Genomic DNA, 18,542 nt, shown 5'->3' on the forward strand with positions numbered 1-18,542 from the left:
TTCGTGTCCAATTTTAATCCCATAAATAACGGAATACACGTTTTACTTTTGACATCATACGGTCATCATTTTGATTATTATTGTTTTGATTACGAGTTTTTTGTTTTGCAGGTTGCTGTTGTACCGGCGTTGGTGCTGGTGCTGGTACTGGTTCAAAATGTTCTTGTTTTTCCTGCACATTTTTTCCACGTAATTTAGCTTTTTGATAAGAATGTTTAATTAATCCTACTCCACTTGTATATTGGGGCTCACGCACACCAATATAATCAGGAGTCGCTATACGAACATTTTCATGTAAAATATCATATGCAAGATCAAGAACACCCGGCATAGAAGCAATTCCACCAGTTAGTACATAACCAGAAGCTACTTGCTTTACTCCTAACTTACGCACTTCATCTTGAACAAACATTAAAATTTCCTCTACACGAGCCTCTATTATATCCGATAATTCCAACTGAGAATATTGTTCTGTTTGATCGCTTCCCATAATAGGAACCGTAAACATCTCTTCTTCAGATGCTGTATCATAAAAAGCATGTCCATATTTCAACTTAATTTGATCTGCATTTTCTGTTGAAGTTTTCAACCCAATCGCAATATCCTTCGTTATATGTTCTCCACCTAACGGTAATACGCTCGTTGCTTGTAACTCTCCATCTTTAAAAATAGATAAAGTTGTAGATCCTCCCCCCATATCAACAAGGGCTACTCCTCTATGTTTTTCATCTGAAGATATAGCAACTGTTGCAGCCGCTAAAGGTTGAAGACAAATATCAACTATTTCAAGACCTGCTTTTTCTACACAACGAAGTAGGTTATGTAGTAAAGTTCTCGAGCCTGTTATAAGTGTACCTTCCATTTCTAATCTTACACCGATCATCCCGCGTGGATCGTTAATCTCGTCAAGACCGTCTACGATGAACTGTCGAGGTACCACATCAATAAACTCACGTTCTGGAGCAATTGACACAACTTGTGCTGCATCTAGAACGCGTAAGACATCTTCATTCCCGATTTCACGATCTTCATTTGAAACAGCGACTACTCCATGACAAGGAAGTAGCTGTACCTGGTTTGCATTGACACCTACTACAACTTGCTCAATGTGGATTCCCACCATGCGCTCAGCTTGTTCAATTGCTTTTTTAATTGATCGAACAGTCTCGTCTATATCAACTATCGATCCCTTCTTTAAACCATTTGATTTTACATTTCCAACACCAATAATGTTTAAGCTGTCATTAACCATTTCACCAATGATGACTTTAACATTGGATGTACCGATGTCAAGACTAACATATATTTCATTGCTGTTCATTCTTTGGCACCTCCTTCTTTATTTATACCATACAACTCAATATATGGAACAACAATCGCAACTTTACTATTTATAAGAAAAATATTCAACGTCTTTATACGTTTCCCTTTTTTAACCCTATATTTTTCTTATTTTTATTTAACATTCATTTAAGAATATCGCAGTAAACTGTGAATAACTGCTTATCTTGAAATAATTCTATTTCAAGTGTAAAGATTACCGCCAAGTATAAGTCTACACTAAGATGTACTCATAGAAAAGTGAAACTTGTACCAATCCTAGTATGAATCTAAGAATTTTTACATCTTTTTCATCAAATGAACCATTCTTGTAAATTCAGATGCATCAAGTAGAACGTTCGTTTCGTTTTTTCTACAATAACGTAGTGAAAACTATCTTTCTATTCTTTTTTTTCTTCCGCTCCTAATTCTTTCGTATACGCTCCTACTTCTAAGTCAATTAATACCTTTTTCCCCGGCTCAATTGTTTTTAAGATAAGCGGATAAGCTTCCATACGCTTTGCGAAATTTTGAATCGTAGTGCTCACTTCGTACCCTTCATTCATATATAAAGTAAGATGATCTTCATTCGCATTCGTTGGTGAATAACGAATTTCAGAAATAGACCTTAAAATAGTTGGTGTTAATTTTTCAAGCTCGGCAATTAACTCCTTCATTTTCTCTTCTTTAAAAGGTTCAAAAATTGGCGCTGCAACAGGGAGTTTTCCGTTCGGAAGTACATCGAGTGTTTTCCCGTTCTCTAATAACGGTTGTAATTTCCCATCTTTGTTTATATAACCAATCGTTAAATATTCTTCGATATGAACATCAATTTTATTTGGAAAACGTTTTTTTACATTTACCGCTTTAATTTCTTTTCGTTTCGTTAGGTTTTCTTCTGCTTTATGTGCTGTCACTCGGAAATAACTTGTATCATACGTCACACCTGATTCCTTCATCACTTGTTCATCTGTCATATAATGATTTCCAAACACACTTATCTTTTTGATATTGCTTAGTGGAGACCGAAAGTAAATTAAAAAGAGCACTAATAAAAATAAAATTGATATGTATAAAATCAACCGATGATTAACATTTTTCTTGTTTTTCTTCTGTTGATTTTTTAACTTTGGTACACGATCCTGTAGTTTAATCACTTTACTATTTTTCATGTACGATCCCCCTACGTAACATAAAGAACGGCATGTTCCTCATGCCGTTCTTATCTTCTTATTATAACATAAATGATAATGAGCGGAACGAATAACCGTTATCTTCCAATGATTTCTACTTCTGTATGCATTTCTACACCAAATTTATCCTTGATTGTTTGTTTTATGAATGCAATTAAAGATAAGACATCTTGCGCACTGGCTCCCCCAGTATTAATAATAAAATTCCCATGCATTTCAGAAATTTGAGCTCCGCCTATTTGATAACCACGAAGCCCTGCCCTTTCTATTAAGTTTCCTGCAAAGTATGGGATTGGATTCCGAAATATACTTCCTGCACAAGGATGATTCCACGGTTGTGTTTCACGACGATAATCTTTATTCTTTTGCATGACGCTTACGATTCCCTCACGCTCTCCTACCTGCAAGTGAAACTCAGCTTCCAAAACAATACCAGGATGTTTCGTTTGCAATACAGACGTACGATAGGAAAACTCCATTTCTTCATGCGTTAACCAATCAATTGTTCCGTTTTCAAACAAAATAAGAGCTTTTGATAATATGTTTGATATATCCGATTGATGTGCTCCTGCATTCATATACACTGCACCACCAACACTTCCTGGAATACCACTGGCAAATTCCAGACCGGATAATCCTTGACGACTAAGTAAAGTTGATAATTTAATAAGGGGATACCCACCACCAACTCTTACTCTATGTTTTTCGACTTCTAAGTGGTCTAATCCTTCTCCTAAACGAATAACGACACCTTCTATACCTAGGTCAGATACAAGAAGGTTCGAACCGCGACCAATTACAGTCCACTTTGTTTTATATTTTTTTACTAACTGCAACGTTTTTTCAATACCGGCAACATGCTTTGGCACAATTAAAATATCAGCTGGTCCACCTATTTTCATAGTGGTATAACGCGCTAACGCCTCATTCACTAACACGCGACCAACATTTGCTTCTATAAGCTCATTTACTAATTGCTCCATAAACAATCTCCCCCATACTAAGTATCCTTATTACAGTAGTATGCAGGGCTTTCACCTAACGTTATTTTTTTACAAGCTTATTCATTACTTCATACAGCTTATTTGCTGCATCTGGAATACCTAATTGTTCAGCAGCCAACTTCATATTTTGTAATGTTTGTGCATCTAATAAAATCTCATCAATATCACGAATAAGCGTTTCTGCTGTTAAATCTTTTTCAAGCAACATTTTTGCTGCTCCTTTATCGACAACAGAACGTGCATTCTTTTCCTGATGGTTATTTGTTACGTAAGGACTCGGAATTAACACACTTGGCTTACCTAACGCGGTTAATTCTGCAAGTGTTGTTGCTCCCGCTCTTGAAACAACAAGATCTACACCTGTAAGTACCTCTGGCATATTATGAATGAAAGGTTTAATAATAACATTATTCGGGTTCCCTTTTTGCTTCACAGCTTCCATCACTTTATCATAATGAACTTCACCGGTTACATACAATATTTCGTAACTTTTATTTCCAAACTGTTCAATTGCCTCTACGAAAGCATCGTTAATCGGTCTAGCCCCACGACTTCCACCAAAAATAAGTACGGACTTTTTAGGAAGAGATAAACCTACGGAACGTTTTCCTTTCATTCCATTCTGATCCATTACTTCTGATGCTCGTGGATTTCCTGTCATTACCACTTTTGACTGTGGAAAATGTTCTGCAGCCGCTTCAAAACAAACTGCAACTTTATCAACATAGCGGCTTAAAAATTTATTCGTTACACCAGGTACACTATTTTGTTCATGTACAATAGTTGGAATACCTAATTTTGCCGCAGCATATACAACTGGTCCACATACATATCCACCCGTTCCAATCACAATATCCGGATTAAAACGACGAATATATCGTTTACTATCTTGTACACCTTTTAGGAAACGCATCACCGTTTTCACATTATCTAATGATATTTTACGCTTAAATCCACTTATAACAATAGATTGAAACGGTATACCTGCTTTTGGCACGATTGTGCTCTCTAATCCACTCTCCGTACCAATATATAAAAACCTTGCTTCCGGATTTAATTTTTTTATTTCTCTTATTAAAGCAAGAGCCGGATAAATATGACCTCCAGTGCCCCCACCACTTACTAATACACGCACTACTAACTCCTCCGCTTCTCTTTTCTAATTTCAGTCGTATTTATTTTTATATACATCATGTTTCTTCGCACACATACGAAAAACCCTGTCTTATAAAACAGGGTTTAGTAGCGAGAATGGCGACTTATATTTAACAGTACACCTACTGCCATTAACATTAATGTCAAACTTGATCCACCATAACTTAAAAACGGCAAAGTAATACCCGTAACAGGCATCAATCCTGTTACAACACCAACATTAATCATTACTTGAATCGCAATCATCGCCACAATACCTACTGCTAAAAACGTACCATATAAATCTGGCGCTCCTAAAGCTATACGAATCCCACGCCATAATAACAGACTAAATAATAATAACACAAATGAACCACCAATAAAACCTAATTCCTCAGATAAGATTGCAAATATAAAGTCTGTTTGTGGTTCAGGTAAATAAAGAAACTTTTGTCTACTTTGTCCAAGTCCGAGCCCGAATAATCCACCAGGTCCAATTGCGAGTAACGATTGAATAATTTGAAATCCACTTCCAAGCGGATCTGACCACGGATCTAAATATGATGTAATACGTTTCATTCGATACGGTGCTGATGCAATTAGCCCTACAAATCCTGCTACACCAAGCAAACCAAACATTGCAAAGTGAAAGACTCTTGCTCCCGAGACAAATATCATAATGATACATGTCCCAACCATTACCGTTCCTGTACCAAGATCTGGCTGTAACATAATCATTCCAAAAGCAAGAAATACAAAACCTAGTGCTGGTAGTAAACCACGTTTAAACGAGGTAATTAATTTTTGTCGTTCCGCTAAAAATTTCGCTAAAAAAATAATCATCGCAAACTTCATAAATTCTGACGGTTGAATGGAAAATGCCCCGATTCCAATCCAACTTCGCGCTCCTCCTCGAACAAGTCCTACTCCAGGAATAAGAACAAGAATAAGAAGAATGAAGCAAACTAGCAAAATTACTTTTGAATACGTACGCCACACCCAATAATCAATTTTCATAATAAAAAACATAGCCACTACACCTAGACTTGCAAATAGCAATTGCCTTTTTGCAAAAAAGAATGAGTCCCCCATTTTATAAGAGGCCCAAACCGCACTCGCACTATACACCATAATCATTCCGATTGTTAACAACGCAAGTGTAACGATGATGAGAATAAAATCAGGCGTTTTCTTCATTACCCATAAACACCACCTCTTTAGGCAGAAACTTTTGCCCTATGTAACAAAACATCAGTAGGTGTTAGCCTACTGATGTTTTGATTTACTTTATATAAGTTTATGCACAGCTTGTATAAAAATGTCTCCTCTTTCTTCAAATGTTTTAAATTGATCCCAGCTTGCACATGCTGGAGAAAGAAGAATTACATCACCATCTGTAGAATGAGCATAAGCTTTCACTACAGCTTCATCTAAAGTATCGACACTTTCAATTGTATCTAATCCCGCTTTTTCTGCAGCTCTTACTAATTTTGGAGCTGTTTGTCCAAATGTCACAATTGCTTTTACATTTTTGAAATACGGAATTAAATCATCGAATTCATTTCCACGATCAAGCCCACCTGCTAATAACACAATCGGTTGTGTAAACGCAGATAAAGCTTTCTCAGTCGCTAACATATTCGTTGCTTTTGAGTCATTATAAACCTTACGATTGTTAATAGTTGTTACATATTCTAAACGATGTTTTACACCTGTAAAACGTTTTAACACCCCCGTAATCGCTTCATTAGAAACACCCAATAATTTCGCGATACTCATCGCTGCTAAGATATTTTCTAAATTATGTTGACCAGGTAAAACGATATCAACTACTTCAACAACTTTTTCACCTTTAAAATAAAGAGCATTCTCTTTTATACACGCACCATCTTCAATTTCTTTCGTTGTCGAGAATAGTACTTTTTGCCCTTTACTATAAGCAGATAAAGCCATCACATCTGCATCATCTGCATTTATTACACTATAATCATTTTCTGTTTGGTTTTTAAAAATATTTGCTTTTGCTAAACCATATTCCTTCTTCGTCCCGTGATAATCTAAGTGGGCCTCGAATAAATTTAAAAACGCAGCAATTTTAGGTTGGAACAATTCTACTCCCATCAGTTGGAACGATGAAAGTTCTGTAACTACAACTTCATTTTCTTTTGCATCCTGTGCTACTTCACACGCTACAGTTCCTATGTTCCCTGCAATTATAGGATGCTTTTGTCCTTCTTTTAGCATTTCAAATGCAAGCATTGTCGTCGTCGTTTTACCGTTAGACCCCGTAATCCCAACAAATGGCGCTTCTGAAATACGATATGCTAATTCAACTTCCGTAACAACCGGAATTTGCTTTTCTTTCGCAGCAACTAATATTGGATTAGAATACGGGATTCCTGGATTTTTTACAACAAGAGAAATATTTCTCTCTAACAATTCTAAAGGATGACCACCGCATACAACGTCCATTCCTTTTGCTTGTAATTCTGCAGCAAGTACATTATCCGCTAAAGGCTTTCCGTCATTTACAATAACATTTGCCCCTAATTTTTGTAACAGCGTAGCAGCTGCATAACCACTTTTTGCAATGCCTAATACAAGAATATTTTTATTTTGAAATTCAGTTACAGTTTTCAATTACATCCACACCCCGATATAAATTCCTAACACAGCTAATAAAAATCCTACAGACCAAAACGTCACAACAACACGCCACTCTGACCAACCACATAATTCATAATGATGGTGTAATGGACTCATTTTAAAGACACGTTTTCCTGTTGTTTTAAACGAAATGACCTGAATAATAACAGATAAAGTTTCCATTACGAATACTCCACCAATGATTACAAGTAGTAATTCTTGTTTTAATAAAATCGCTACAGCTGCAATGGCTCCACCTAAAGCTAAAGAACCTGTATCTCCCATAAACACTTTCGCTGGATTTGCATTGAATACTAAAAATCCAAGTACAGCTCCTACAACTGCCATACAGAATATCGCTACTCCAAATTGCTCTTGTGCGACTGCAATAATACTAAACGCTCCAAATGCAATAGCAGCTGTTCCTGATAATAAACCATCTAAACCGTCAGTTAAGTTAACTGCATTTGATCCACCAATAAGCATAAATAATACAAGTACAAAATACGCCCAACCTAGTTCAAACTTAACATCTGTTCCCGGAATCATGATGTATGTGTGGAACGCTTGCCCTTTTCCAATTAAAAAGAACGCAATAGCAATAACAAGCTGACCTACTAATTTTTGTTTTGATGTTAAACCAAGATTTCTCTTCTTAACTACCTTTATGTAGTCATCTAAAAATCCAATTAATCCGTAGCCAAATGTCACTAATAACAATAAAGAAACCTCTGCACCTAAATGATTAAATTTAATTGCCATAATAAGTGAAGTTACCATCATAGATACATATATGACAATACCACCCATTGTTGGTGTCCCTGATTTTTTTTGATGTGACTTTGGTCCCTCATCACGAATACTCTGTCCGAACTTTAATTTCCTTAAAAATGGAATAAACAATGGCGAAAGGGCAACAGAAATTAAGAATGCTACCCCAGCCGTTACTAATAAACCTTGCTCAAGCACATGTAGTCCTCCTCTCACGTTGTTACTCTTCGTTGTTTAAACGCTCTGTAATTGCTTCTTTAGCGACTTCACGATCGTCAAAATGATGAACGTCTTTACCAATAATTTGATACGTTTCATGACCCTTACCAGCAATAATGATAATATCTTCAGCTTTCGCGTTAGCAATTGCATGGTATATCGCTTCTTTTCTATCAATGATTACTTCATAATTATTCCCATTTGCACCCTGCACCATATCATCTAAAATAGCCCCTGGCTCTTCACTTCTTGGGTTATCTGAAGTATAAATTGCATGAGTTGCATATTCTGTTGCAACACTTGCCATGATTGGTCTCTTTGTTCGATCTCTATCTCCGCCACAACCGACGATACAATATACATCGCCTTTTGCAAACTGTTTTGCTGTTTTTAATACATTCTCTAAGCTATCTGGTGTATGTGCATAATCAACAATAACTGTATAATTTTGTCCACCATCAACTACTTCAAAACGTCCTGGAACTCCAGCTAGTTGCTTTATCACATCAATAACCGTTTCTAAACTTACACCAGAAACAAGTCCTGCCGCTGTTGCCGCTAGTACGTTATATACATTAAATTTCCCAATCAATTTCATCGTAACATTTACACTTTCATACGGTGTTACAAGCGTAAATGTAGTTCCACCACTCGTCATAACGATATCTTTGGCCATAATATCACTTGTTGTATCAATTCCATATGTTACAACAGTTGCCGCAGTACTTCTCATATATTCCGCAGTTACAGCATCATCGTTATTCAATACCGCGTACTTTTCACGATTATGATTATAACTATTGCCAAGTTGTGCAAATAGCAACCCTTTTGCATGTTTATATTCGTCCATCGTTTTGTGATAGTCTAAATGATCCTGTGTTAAATTTGTAAATACTGCTACATCGTAATCACATCCGTGTACACGACCAAGATCTAAAGCATGTGACGAAACTTCCATTACTGTACTATCTACACCGTGCTCAACCATTTTTGAAAATGTATGTTGAAGTGTTAGTGCATCTGGTGTTGTATTTTTCACCTCAAATGTTTCATCACCGATTTTCATATTAATTGTTCCAATTAACCCCGTTTTATGACCATGTGCGCGCATAATCTCATCCATAATATGCGATGTTGTTGTCTTTCCATTTGTACCTGTAATTCCGATTAAATGTAACTTGTGTGTTGGTTGACCATAAAAATAATCAGCTAAAACCGCTAACGAACGAAAAGTGTTTTTCACAAGTACAACTGGAACGTCAACATCAATTGGTCTTTCCGCAACAATAGCAGCCGCTCCTTGTGCCGCTGCTTGCTTAGCAAAATCATGGCTATCAACCGTATATCCTTTCATACATACAAATAAGCTTCCCTCTTTCACTTTACGTGAATCAGCTTCTATAGATGTGATTTCTGGATTTTCTTTTGGAACAACTGGAAAATCATGCAAACATGATAAAAGTGTATGCAACTTCATTTCACTAAACCCTCTCTACATTGTGTATTTATCTCTTTTTTTAATAAGCAACACGTTACCTCCTAAATATGTAAAATAGGAGGTAAGTGCTAATGTGTCTAATAAATAGACTTATTTATAATTGAAACTCTTACGGTCTCAAATTAAGTAACTCTTCTATAAAGAACTCACTTCCACCAATTGTACCATAAAACGTACTAGGTTACCTTTAATTCCCGAAGTAAATTCTAATTTTTGAGCCTTCTTTCACTTTAGCTCCTGCTTCTGGGGATTGTTTAATTACTTTCTCTCCGTCTCCACTTATATCAAGCTTCAAATCGACGAGTTGTGTCTGTAAGTCTTTCTTTTTCATACCAACTAAATTCGGAACTTCCACATTTGGTGTATCGCCCCATTTGTATTCCCTCTCAACTTGTTCTTTTCTCGGTTTCACTCCCATAACAGGAAGTGCATCCCGAAGAATATTCCCAACAATTGGAGCTGCTACTACTCCACCAAATTGCGTTACACCTTTCGGATTATCAACAGCAACATAGACAACAATTTCCGGATCATCTGCTGGAGCAAAACCGATAAAAGATACTATATAATTATTCTCTAAATATTTACCATCTTTCACCTTTTGGGCCGTACCTGTTTTTCCACCTACACGATACCCATCAATGAAAGCACCTTTACCAGATCCCTTCGCTACAACATTCTCTAATGCATACCGAACTTTTTCTGAAGTTTCCTTGGAAATAACTTTTCTTTTTTCCACAGGTGTCTTTTTACTTACAACTTGATTATTTTTCGGATCAATAAATTCCTTAGCTATATACGGTTGATACAATGTCCCACCATTTACAGCCGCTGCTACTGCTGCTACTTGTTGAATTGGTGTTACAGAAACTCCTTGACCAAATGAAGTAGTTGCTTGCTCGACCGGACCAACTTTATCTAAATTAAATAAAATCCCACTACCTTCACCTTGCAAATCAATTCCCGTTTTCTGTCCAAAGCCGAAATTACGAATGTATTTAAACAATCGGTCTTTGCCAAGACGATCACCAAGTTCAATAAATCCTGGGTTACAAGAGTTTTGAACTACTTCTAAAAACGTTTGGCTACCATGGCCTCCTGCTTTCCAGCATTTCAATCTAGCTCCACCCACTTCAGCTGCTCCATCATCATAAAACGTATCTTTCTCTAAGTCTACTAGATTTTCATTTAAGGCTGCTGCTAACGTAATGATCTTAAATGTTGAACCAGGCTCATACGTACTCCATACTGGTAAATTTCTATTATACACTTCTGGAGAAACACTTTGAAAATCTGCTGGATCAAAGCTCGGCCGACTCGACATACCTAAAATTTCACCATTTTTTGGATTCATTGCAATCGCAATCATACCATCTGGGTTATAAGTCGACTCTGCAATATTCATTTCTCTTTCCATAATTCTATTAATACGTGCATCAATTGTTAAACCTAAATTCAAACCAGCTTCTGGTTTTTTGAAATCATCGCCAACATTAGGCATCCTTTGTCCTTTTGCATCTGCAAAGAAACGCACATGACCTTCATCACCATTTAGCTCTTTATCATAATATTTTTCTAGTCCCATAAGACCTTGGTTATCACTACCTGCAAACCCTAATACATGTGATAAAAAGTTTCCAAATGGATAGTACCGGATAGAGTCTTCTGCGATATAAACACCTTTCAAACTTAATCCTCGTACCTCTTTCGCTTTATCATGTGATATTTTCCTTCCGCCTTTATCTAACCTTACAATTGATTCTTTTTTCGTAATCCTCTTATAAATCTCATCTTTTTCCACACCTAATACTGCAGCTAACTTCTCTGCAGTCTCTGCTGGTTTTTCAATTTGCCTCGGTACAACAAAGACAGTTGGAGCACTTTTATTCGTAGCAAGTTCCACACCATTTCGGTCTAAAATTTTCCCACGTTCAGGTTCAAAAGTAATATTACGACTCCATGAATCTTTCGCACGATCCGTTAACATATTGCCAAGAAAAAATTGCACATATCCAAGACGAATATCGATGATAGTGAAAATAAGTATACCTGATATGAGTATAAAAATAAGTCGTTTTCTAACCGTTACATTTGATACACGCATATTGGAACAAGCCTCCCTTACGCCTAGCTTGTTCCAATATATGCTTGTACTTATTTAATTAGAACTTCTTCTCTTTTACTATGACGGTTTTTCTGCTTCTTGTTGTGGTTCAAGTGGCGGTACAAGTGTTACACCTAACTCTGTACCAGGTTGCAACAATGTTCCTTCTGCCACACTTTGTTCAGTTACGTATCCGGTACCAGTAGGTTTTAGGTTAAGCTTTAATGTTTTCGCTAAATTCATAACATCACGCAGTGCCCAGCCCTGTATATTTGGCATTGTAGGTTTATCTCCTACTAAGAAGACTCGGTCACCCTTCAATGTTTGTTCAGTCGCTTTCGGTACTTGTTGCTGTACTTTCCCTTCACCTAATACGATTGGACGAAGTTTTGCTTTATCAATAGCTTTTTTCGCTTCTTCCATCGTTTTTCCGGTTACATCTGGAACAGCTGTTTGCTGCTCTTTCACATATTTCTTCGGATCTTTCACTTCATTAGGCTTAATCTTTAAATACTCTAAACTATTCTTCGTTACATATTTAAAAATATCAGCTAAAGGTTGTGCGCCACTCTCATCATCTTTCAATTTCGGTTGTTTAACAGCTACATATACAACAAGTTGCGGATCATCCATAGGTGCCATACCTAAGAACGAGAATATATAATTCTCTCTTCCTGTCATATAGCCACCTTTTCCATCCGGAATTTGCGCTGTTCCTGTTTTACCACCAACTGAATAACCATCGACTTTATAAGCCGTTCCTGTTCCTTTCGGCGATGTAACAACACGTTCTAATAACTGTCTTACTTGCGCTGCTGTTTCTTTTGTAACAGGTTTTCCCACTTCTTCTGGCTTATGTTCTAATTTTACTTCGCCTGTTATTGGATTTACAATTTTATCAACTGTATAAGGTTTCATCATTTTCCCATCATTTGCAATAGCAGTTGCAGCTTGTACAAGCTGAATTGGTGTTACAGTAGAACCTTGTCCAAAAGCTGTTGTTACTTGCTGTATTTGCTGATCGAATACAATTGTATTTGAACCTTCACCAGGTAAATCAATATTCGTTTTTTCATCTAATCCAAAACTATGAATATATTTTCGGAATCGTTCTGGGCCAAGTTTTTGGTCCCCTAAAATTGCAAACGCTACGTTGGAAGAGCGCTCTACCCCTTCATCGAATGTGATAGATCCCCATCCAGCGCCGCCGTTATGATCTTTTATTTTTCGGTTTCCGACTTGATATGTACCAGACTGATAATAATCTTGCCCTTTATACACACCTTCATTAATAGCTGCCGCTAGCGTGAAAATTTTCATTGTTGATCCAGGTTCAAATGCATTTGCAATTGCGTCATTGAAAAAATATTTAATTTGACGACTATTTGGATCATAACTAGGTTTACTAGACATTCCTAATATTTTCCCTGTTTTTGGATCCGCAACAATTCCTATTAAGCTTTCTGGTTCATAATGCTTACTCGCAGCTTTCATCGCATCTTCTAAATAACTTTGAATACGTTGATCTATCGTTAAATACGCGTTATCACCGTTTTTAGGTGCCTCTACATTCACTTTCCCGCCGTCAAGAGACACACCTTTACGATCGCCCGTATAAGCTACTTTTCCGTTAGAAGCACTTAAATACTTATCTAAACTTTTTTCTAAACCAAATTGTCCTACCGAAGTTCCCTCATCATTCGGTTTAGCATGACCAATAACATAAGATGCAAAATCACCATTCGGATACACTCTTGCATTTTCAGTAATAAAGGATATGCCTGGCAATTTCAATGCTTCTATTTGTTCCTTCTGTTCTTTCGTCAAATCTTTACCTAGCGTTCCAAATTCGACTTGGCTTCTATCTTTTTTATTTAAAGTAGCTAAAATCTTATCTGCATCTTTTCCGAGCACTTCCGCAATTTTCTTTGCCGTATCCTCTTTATTCTCAACCTGATTCGCACCTTTTAATTCCGCTACAAGTTTATACGAGTTTGCGTCTTGCGCTAACACATGACCATTTTGGTCATAAATCGTTCCTCGATTTGCTTCGAGAACTCCTGTTTTACTATGTTTTTGCTGAGCGAGTTTGTCCAAATCCTGATTATGCACTGTTCCTGTTGCTTGTATGTAAAAAAATCGGCCTAATAATAGCAAAAAGAGCAGGAGGAATAAAATCATAAAATACCCTGCTCCCTTATTGGTATGAAATTTAGTCATATTTCTCTTCATTTTCCCTTCACACCTATTGCCTTATTTTAGGCCCTTCACATTATTCGCATTAATTTCTAGCCCGTGTTTTTTTGCAACTTCAGCGATTCGTTCATAGCGACTTAACTTCTCTACTTCAGCCTGTAATTCTTGATTTTCTTTTTGCTGCTGTACAATTTTTTGTTCTATCGTCGCTGCTTCTACATTAACTTGATAAAGGCCTGCTTTATTTCCAATAAACGCTACACAGGCATACAATAAAAAGCCAATAAATGCTACATACAACAGTTTTTCGATTCTTGTAATCTTCGCTTTAGCTTTTGGCTGAACCTTATGCTGTGGGGGCGTTTGAATCTGTACCTCTTCTTGCGCTTGTTGTTTGTACTTTACAGCTAAGTTACTCATACCTCTCTCCCCTTTTTATCGTTTTTCAGCGATTCTCAATTTCGCAGAACGCGCTCGATTATTTTCTTCTAACTCTATATCAGAAGGTAAAATCGGTTTTCTTGTAATAAGCTTTAATTTCGGCTTAAATTCATCAGGAATAATTGGTAATCCTGGTGGCAATTGTGGCGTTGTACTATTTCGCTTAAACGTCGTTTTACAAATACGGTCTTCTAAAGAATGGAATGTGATAACACTAACCCTTCCACCTGGCTTGACCATCTCAATTGCAGATTCCAACGCTTCTTCAAATACTTTCAATTCATCATTTACAGCAATACGGATCGCTTGGAACACTCGCTTCGCAGGATGTCCACCCGTTCTACGAGCAGGAGCTGGAATACCCTCTTTAATTAGTTCTACTAATTCTCCTGTCGTTTCAATAGCTTTATTCTCACGATACGCTTCAATTTTCCTTGCTATTTGTTTTGAAAATTTCTCTTCACCATACTGGAAGAAAATTCTTACAAGTTGTTCATATGACCAGCTATTTACAACATCATATGCTGTTAATGGGGCATCTTGATCCATTCGCATATCTAACGGTGCATCATGATGATAACTAAAGCCACGCTCTGGTGTATCTAATTGCGGGGATGAAACACCTAAATCAAATAAAATACCGTCTACTTCTGTTATGCCTAATTCCTGTAGTTTTTCAGATAAATAACGGAAATTGCTTTTTACTGTTATGAACTGCTCACCGTATGAAGAGAATTTTTCTTTCGCATTTTGAATCGCTATCTCATCTTGATCAAACGCGATTAACTTTCCGCCTTCAGTTAATTGGGACAATAAATAAGAACTATGTCCTCCTCCCCCCAGTGTACAATCTACATATGTACCACCTGGCTTTATATCTAAGCCGTCTACTGTTTCCTTTAAAAGCACTGTTACGTGTTTAAACATTGTTGCACCTACTCTTTTTCCAATTAATTATGTTGAATGCATCTCCTCCCCTAAACGTACATTTCACGATTAGAGAACGAAATACTATGAAAGAACGACTCATTTAACTTGCCTACAAAGGCAACATACTATACAAATCGCTAATTTCTTTTATTATATACTAAATTTTATCATCTTTTGCGGGAATTTAAATAAAAAACTGTCGAAAAAGATAATAATACGTTTACATTTTGTGCTATTTTGTCATATATTTAAGTATCCTGCATAATTACGATATCTACAGTTTTTAAATTAATAATTCAGAAAAATTTCACTTCACAGTAAATTCAACAGAACAAAAATAAAATCCTGCTCCTAAGAGCAAGATTCTATAGTTTTATAACATGATGTTTTCCGTCCCAAGAAAACGTGTTTTCCATTACACGATCAACAAAATCCAAACCGAATTGATTTAAATAGTAACATACATTCCACACACGCTCTTGCGGCGCCCCTAATGGACGAAGTGCAAATTGTATGCGCCGGAATTTATTTAGCTGCACTTCATGTTTTTTCTCAACATTTCTTTTCAACATTCTTTCCAACAGTTCAATTTGTTCATTAATTTTGAATTCATTTTTCCCCGCAAACGCACTTAATCCAGGATCTATTTTCTTCACAAACTGTTGTAATGACGTATGGATATCAATTATTTCTTTTTTCGCCTCTACAAATCGATCATCTATCGATTCCTCTATTTGATTAGATAACCAGTTTTCACGCAGCGTATCTACTTTATTTAAAAACGGGTCACTCTCTTGCAATTGTAAATCGTGTACATCTGTCGCTATATCCCTCTCTATATAAGTGATTGTAATACGCGGAACGACAGGTGGCATTCGGAAACCGATAGTATGGAAGACTTGTTGTAATTCACTCCAGTAAGCTAATTCCCCTGGCCCTCCAATAAACGCCAGTGTAGGAAATAGATACTCTTGCATAAGAGGGCGCGTCACAACATTATTACTAAATCGTTCCGGGCTTCTCTCCATCTCTTCCATCAATTCCTCATACGAAAAGGAATACGCACCATCCTTCCCAACAAACTTCCCTTGATCATCTTCAAGTAATACTCGCTCATTATCAATTTCCATGAATATATGCACTGCATTATACTTTGTTTCAATAATCGGTTTATATCCTAATTCTTTAATTATTTCCTGTTGGTTATGAAGTCCCTCTTGCATTTCTTTATACTTACCTATAATTTGTTTGAAAAACGGCACTTCTAATTTTCTTAATTCAGGATGATGCGAATCGACAAGAATTAAACCAGAATTCACGAACATTTTCATAATAAGATGGCCAAAGAAATCTACATACGTATTCGATTTCCCCAAAGAATCATCAATAAATTGCAGTACATCTTTTGTAAAATTCGTTTCAGGGTATGTTTTGAAAATTTCTTCAATCCACTGTCTACAGTCTTCCAAAGAAAGCTCAGACTCTGAAGCACTCGCCTTTTTCGGATTACGATCATGAAAAATAGTCTTTTTTATTTTTTTATTCTTCGTTACAAAAGTATGATTAATTTCATCCATATCATGATCTTCACCAGCAATCCAGAAAACAGGAACAACTTTAACACCTAAACTTTCTTCCTTTTCCCTCGCAAGCTGTAAAACTGAAATGATTTTATGAATCGTATAAAGTGGTCCAGTTAATAACCCAGCTTGTTGTCCAGCTATAACAACATATGTATTTTCATCTCCAAGCGCTTTTACATTTTGAATCGTAGCTTCTCCCGCTTGTAATTTTGTATTATATTCTAATAAATGCGCTACTAAATCTTGGCGGAAAAACTCCCTCTCACGCAAATCATGTACACGCTGTTTAAAAGCATCTTCTGTTAACATATAGTCAAAACACGACTGTATCTCTTTTTTACCGTTCATATAGTCCGCTACAACACCTTGTTGCGGAACAGAGATTTCTTTTATCTCCATATAATTCTTCCTTTCGTATCCTGTTCTCTCACCAATCCACATTGTAGTCAATGTTGCACGTAAAAGCAAAGAATTACACTTATTCTTTTACTTCTAATCCTTTTATTGCATCGAACAGAAATTGAAGTGTCGGAACGGATCGTTGCTGTTTCTTAGCTTCCTCTAATACATATCCAACAATCGCACCAATTTCCGTTTGTCTATTCGCCCTTACATCTGCCAGCATAGATGATGTATTATGAGACGTTCTTTCGCATACGTGGCGTACCATTTCCCATACCGTTTCTTTTTCTTCTTTAACGAGAAAAACGACTTCCTGAAATACTTGCTCCATCAATCGATAAAAAAACGGGTTCGTAATCAACTCTCCGTTCTGGACTTGTAATAATGCTGTCAATGGATTGATACATACATTGACTACTAATTTTTTGTGCATGACATCCTTCCAATCATCTTCTATTTGAATCGGAAAATGAGGAAAAGGAAAGCAATTTAATATTTTTTCAAAATGTATAGACTGGCCGTGCACGATTCCAAACTTCGTTACACCTATCCCCGTATGATAAACAGTATGCCTTTCTTCTTTTTTCGCACCATGCTCTACAATCCCAACTGCAATATTTTCATTCCCAATTTTCTGCATAGCATGAAGATGCGACATTCCGTTTTGCAACAAGATTAATGAGGATTCCCCTCGTACAAAAGGCAGTATGTCAGTTATATGATATTGCTTAACAGCAATAAATATATAGTCTAGCTTCTGGTCTAGCATACTTTCTATTGGCAAAACAGGTGGAAATACCGTTTCGCGTTTTCTCTCCCTCATACAAGTTACACCCGTTATATTCAATTCATCAGCCTGTTTAGCTGTCCTTGTAAACAACGTAACATCTTGATTACTTTTTTGTAAATAAAATGCGTATAACAGACCGATAGCTCCTGGTCCCACAACTCCGATTTTCATTTTCACTCAAGGAACTCATATAAATACGATACACAAGTCCCTTTTCCCTCCCCTTTTTATCCCGCAAACACCCGATTGGTACGGAATCATAATTAACTACAGGTGAACAAATCCCACCGATTACAGTTTCACTTTATCTT

The 18,542-nt window shown here is 36.6% G+C and carries 14 protein-coding genes; all 14 read right to left on the reverse strand.

Annotation, left to right across the window (positions count from 1 at the left end; translation table 11 throughout):
* Positions 1–13: 13 nt before the first annotated feature.
* A complete protein-coding gene (ftsA, locus tag PDL00_RS10045) occupies positions 14–1,321 on the reverse strand; it encodes a cell division protein FtsA (protein WP_242252998.1) in 1,308 nt (435 codons plus the stop codon).
* A gap of 400 nt (positions 1,322–1,721) precedes the next feature.
* Positions 1,722–2,492 carry a cell division protein DivIB gene (divIB, locus tag PDL00_RS10050; protein ID WP_000798232.1) on the reverse strand — a complete coding sequence of 257 codons (771 nt, stop codon included), beginning with the start codon at positions 2,490–2,492 and terminating at the stop codon, positions 1,722–1,724.
* Positions 2,493–2,590: 98 nt separating this feature from the next.
* Complete coding sequence (murB, locus tag PDL00_RS10055) at positions 2,591–3,496, reverse strand: UDP-N-acetylmuramate dehydrogenase (protein ID WP_270728897.1); 906 nt, start codon at positions 3,494–3,496, stop codon at positions 2,591–2,593.
* Between the two features lie 61 nt (positions 3,497–3,557).
* A complete protein-coding gene (gene murG, locus PDL00_RS10060) occupies positions 3,558–4,652 on the reverse strand; it encodes an undecaprenyldiphospho-muramoylpentapeptide beta-N-acetylglucosaminyltransferase (protein ID WP_001265423.1) in 1,095 nt (364 codons plus the stop codon).
* Between the two features lie 104 nt (positions 4,653–4,756).
* The gene (gene spoVE, locus PDL00_RS10065; RefSeq protein WP_000753515.1) at positions 4,757–5,848 is read right to left on the reverse strand and encodes a stage V sporulation protein E; all 1,092 of its coding nucleotides are present in this window, start codon (positions 5,846–5,848) and stop codon (positions 4,757–4,759) included.
* 90 nt (positions 5,849–5,938) lie between these two features.
* Positions 5,939–7,291 carry a UDP-N-acetylmuramoyl-L-alanine--D-glutamate ligase gene (gene murD, locus PDL00_RS10070; protein ID WP_270728900.1) on the reverse strand — a complete coding sequence of 451 codons (1,353 nt, stop codon included), beginning with the start codon at positions 7,289–7,291 and terminating at the stop codon, positions 5,939–5,941.
* Positions 7,292–8,266: a phospho-N-acetylmuramoyl-pentapeptide-transferase gene (gene mraY, locus PDL00_RS10075; protein WP_000893058.1), complete on the reverse strand. Its 975-nt coding sequence runs from the start codon at positions 8,264–8,266 to the stop codon at positions 7,292–7,294. It lies immediately after the preceding gene.
* 22 nt (positions 8,267–8,288) lie between these two features.
* Entirely contained in the window at positions 8,289–9,764 is a 1,476-nt protein-coding gene (gene murE / locus PDL00_RS10080; protein ID WP_270728902.1) for a UDP-N-acetylmuramoyl-L-alanyl-D-glutamate--2,6-diaminopimelate ligase, read from the reverse strand.
* Between the two features lie 208 nt (positions 9,765–9,972).
* Positions 9,973–11,889, reverse strand: a complete 1,917-nt coding sequence (locus PDL00_RS10085) for a stage V sporulation protein D (RefSeq protein WP_270728904.1) — start codon at positions 11,887–11,889, stop codon at positions 9,973–9,975.
* A 78-nt stretch (positions 11,890–11,967) separates the two neighbouring features.
* Positions 11,968–14,121 (reverse strand): penicillin-binding protein, encoded by a 2,154-nt coding sequence (locus PDL00_RS10090; protein WP_442868322.1) that lies wholly within the window; start codon positions 14,119–14,121, stop codon positions 11,968–11,970.
* Positions 14,122–14,142: 21 nt separating this feature from the next.
* A complete protein-coding gene (gene ftsL, locus PDL00_RS10095; RefSeq protein WP_242252988.1) occupies positions 14,143–14,505 on the reverse strand; it encodes a cell division protein FtsL in 363 nt (120 codons plus the stop codon).
* Positions 14,506–14,520: 15 nt separating this feature from the next.
* A complete protein-coding gene (gene rsmH, locus PDL00_RS10100) occupies positions 14,521–15,453 on the reverse strand; it encodes a 16S rRNA (cytosine(1402)-N(4))-methyltransferase RsmH (protein WP_242252978.1) in 933 nt (310 codons plus the stop codon).
* Between the two features lie 368 nt (positions 15,454–15,821).
* Positions 15,822–17,438 (reverse strand): bacillithiol biosynthesis cysteine-adding enzyme BshC, encoded by a 1,617-nt coding sequence (gene bshC / locus PDL00_RS10105; RefSeq protein ID WP_270728909.1) that lies wholly within the window; start codon positions 17,436–17,438, stop codon positions 15,822–15,824.
* A gap of 79 nt (positions 17,439–17,517) precedes the next feature.
* A complete protein-coding gene (gene panE, locus PDL00_RS10110) occupies positions 17,518–18,408 on the reverse strand; it encodes a 2-dehydropantoate 2-reductase (protein ID WP_270728911.1) in 891 nt (296 codons plus the stop codon).
* Between the last annotated feature and the right edge of the window lie 134 nt (positions 18,409–18,542).

Origin of the sequence: Bacillus cereus group sp. TH152-1LC, from assembly GCF_027710505.1 — a bacterium.
Classification (GTDB): Bacteria; Bacillota; Bacilli; order Bacillales; family Bacillaceae_G; genus Bacillus_A; species Bacillus_A mobilis.

Bases quoted from the DNA above. Each gene is read 5' to 3' on its own strand.
- ftsL (WP_242252988.1), bottom strand. From the start codon at position 14,505: ATGAGTAACTTAGCTGTAAAGTACAAACAACAAGCGCAAGAAGAGGTA.
- murE (WP_270728902.1), bottom strand. From the start codon at position 9,764: ATGAAGTTGCATACACTTTTATCATGTTTGCATGATTTTCCAGTTGTT.
- ftsA (WP_242252998.1), bottom strand. From the start codon at position 1,321: ATGAACAGCAATGAAATATATGTTAGTCTTGACATCGGTACATCCAAT.
- divIB (WP_000798232.1), bottom strand. From the start codon at position 2,492: ATGAAAAATAGTAAAGTGATTAAACTACAGGATCGTGTACCAAAGTTA.
- rsmH (WP_242252978.1), bottom strand. From the start codon at position 15,453: ATGTTTAAACACGTAACAGTGCTTTTAAAGGAAACAGTAGACGGCTTA.
- spoVE (WP_000753515.1), bottom strand. From the start codon at position 5,848: ATGAAGAAAACGCCTGATTTTATTCTCATCATCGTTACACTTGCGTTG.
- PDL00_RS10090 (WP_442868322.1), bottom strand. From the start codon at position 14,121: ATGAAGAGAAATATGACTAAATTTCATACCAATAAGGGAGCAGGGTAT.
- PDL00_RS10085 (WP_270728904.1), bottom strand. From the start codon at position 11,889: ATGCGTGTATCAAATGTAACGGTTAGAAAACGACTTATTTTTATACTC.
- bshC (WP_270728909.1), bottom strand. From the start codon at position 17,438: ATGGAGATAAAAGAAATCTCTGTTCCGCAACAAGGTGTTGTAGCGGAC.
- murB (WP_270728897.1), bottom strand. From the start codon at position 3,496: ATGGAGCAATTAGTAAATGAGCTTATAGAAGCAAATGTTGGTCGCGTG.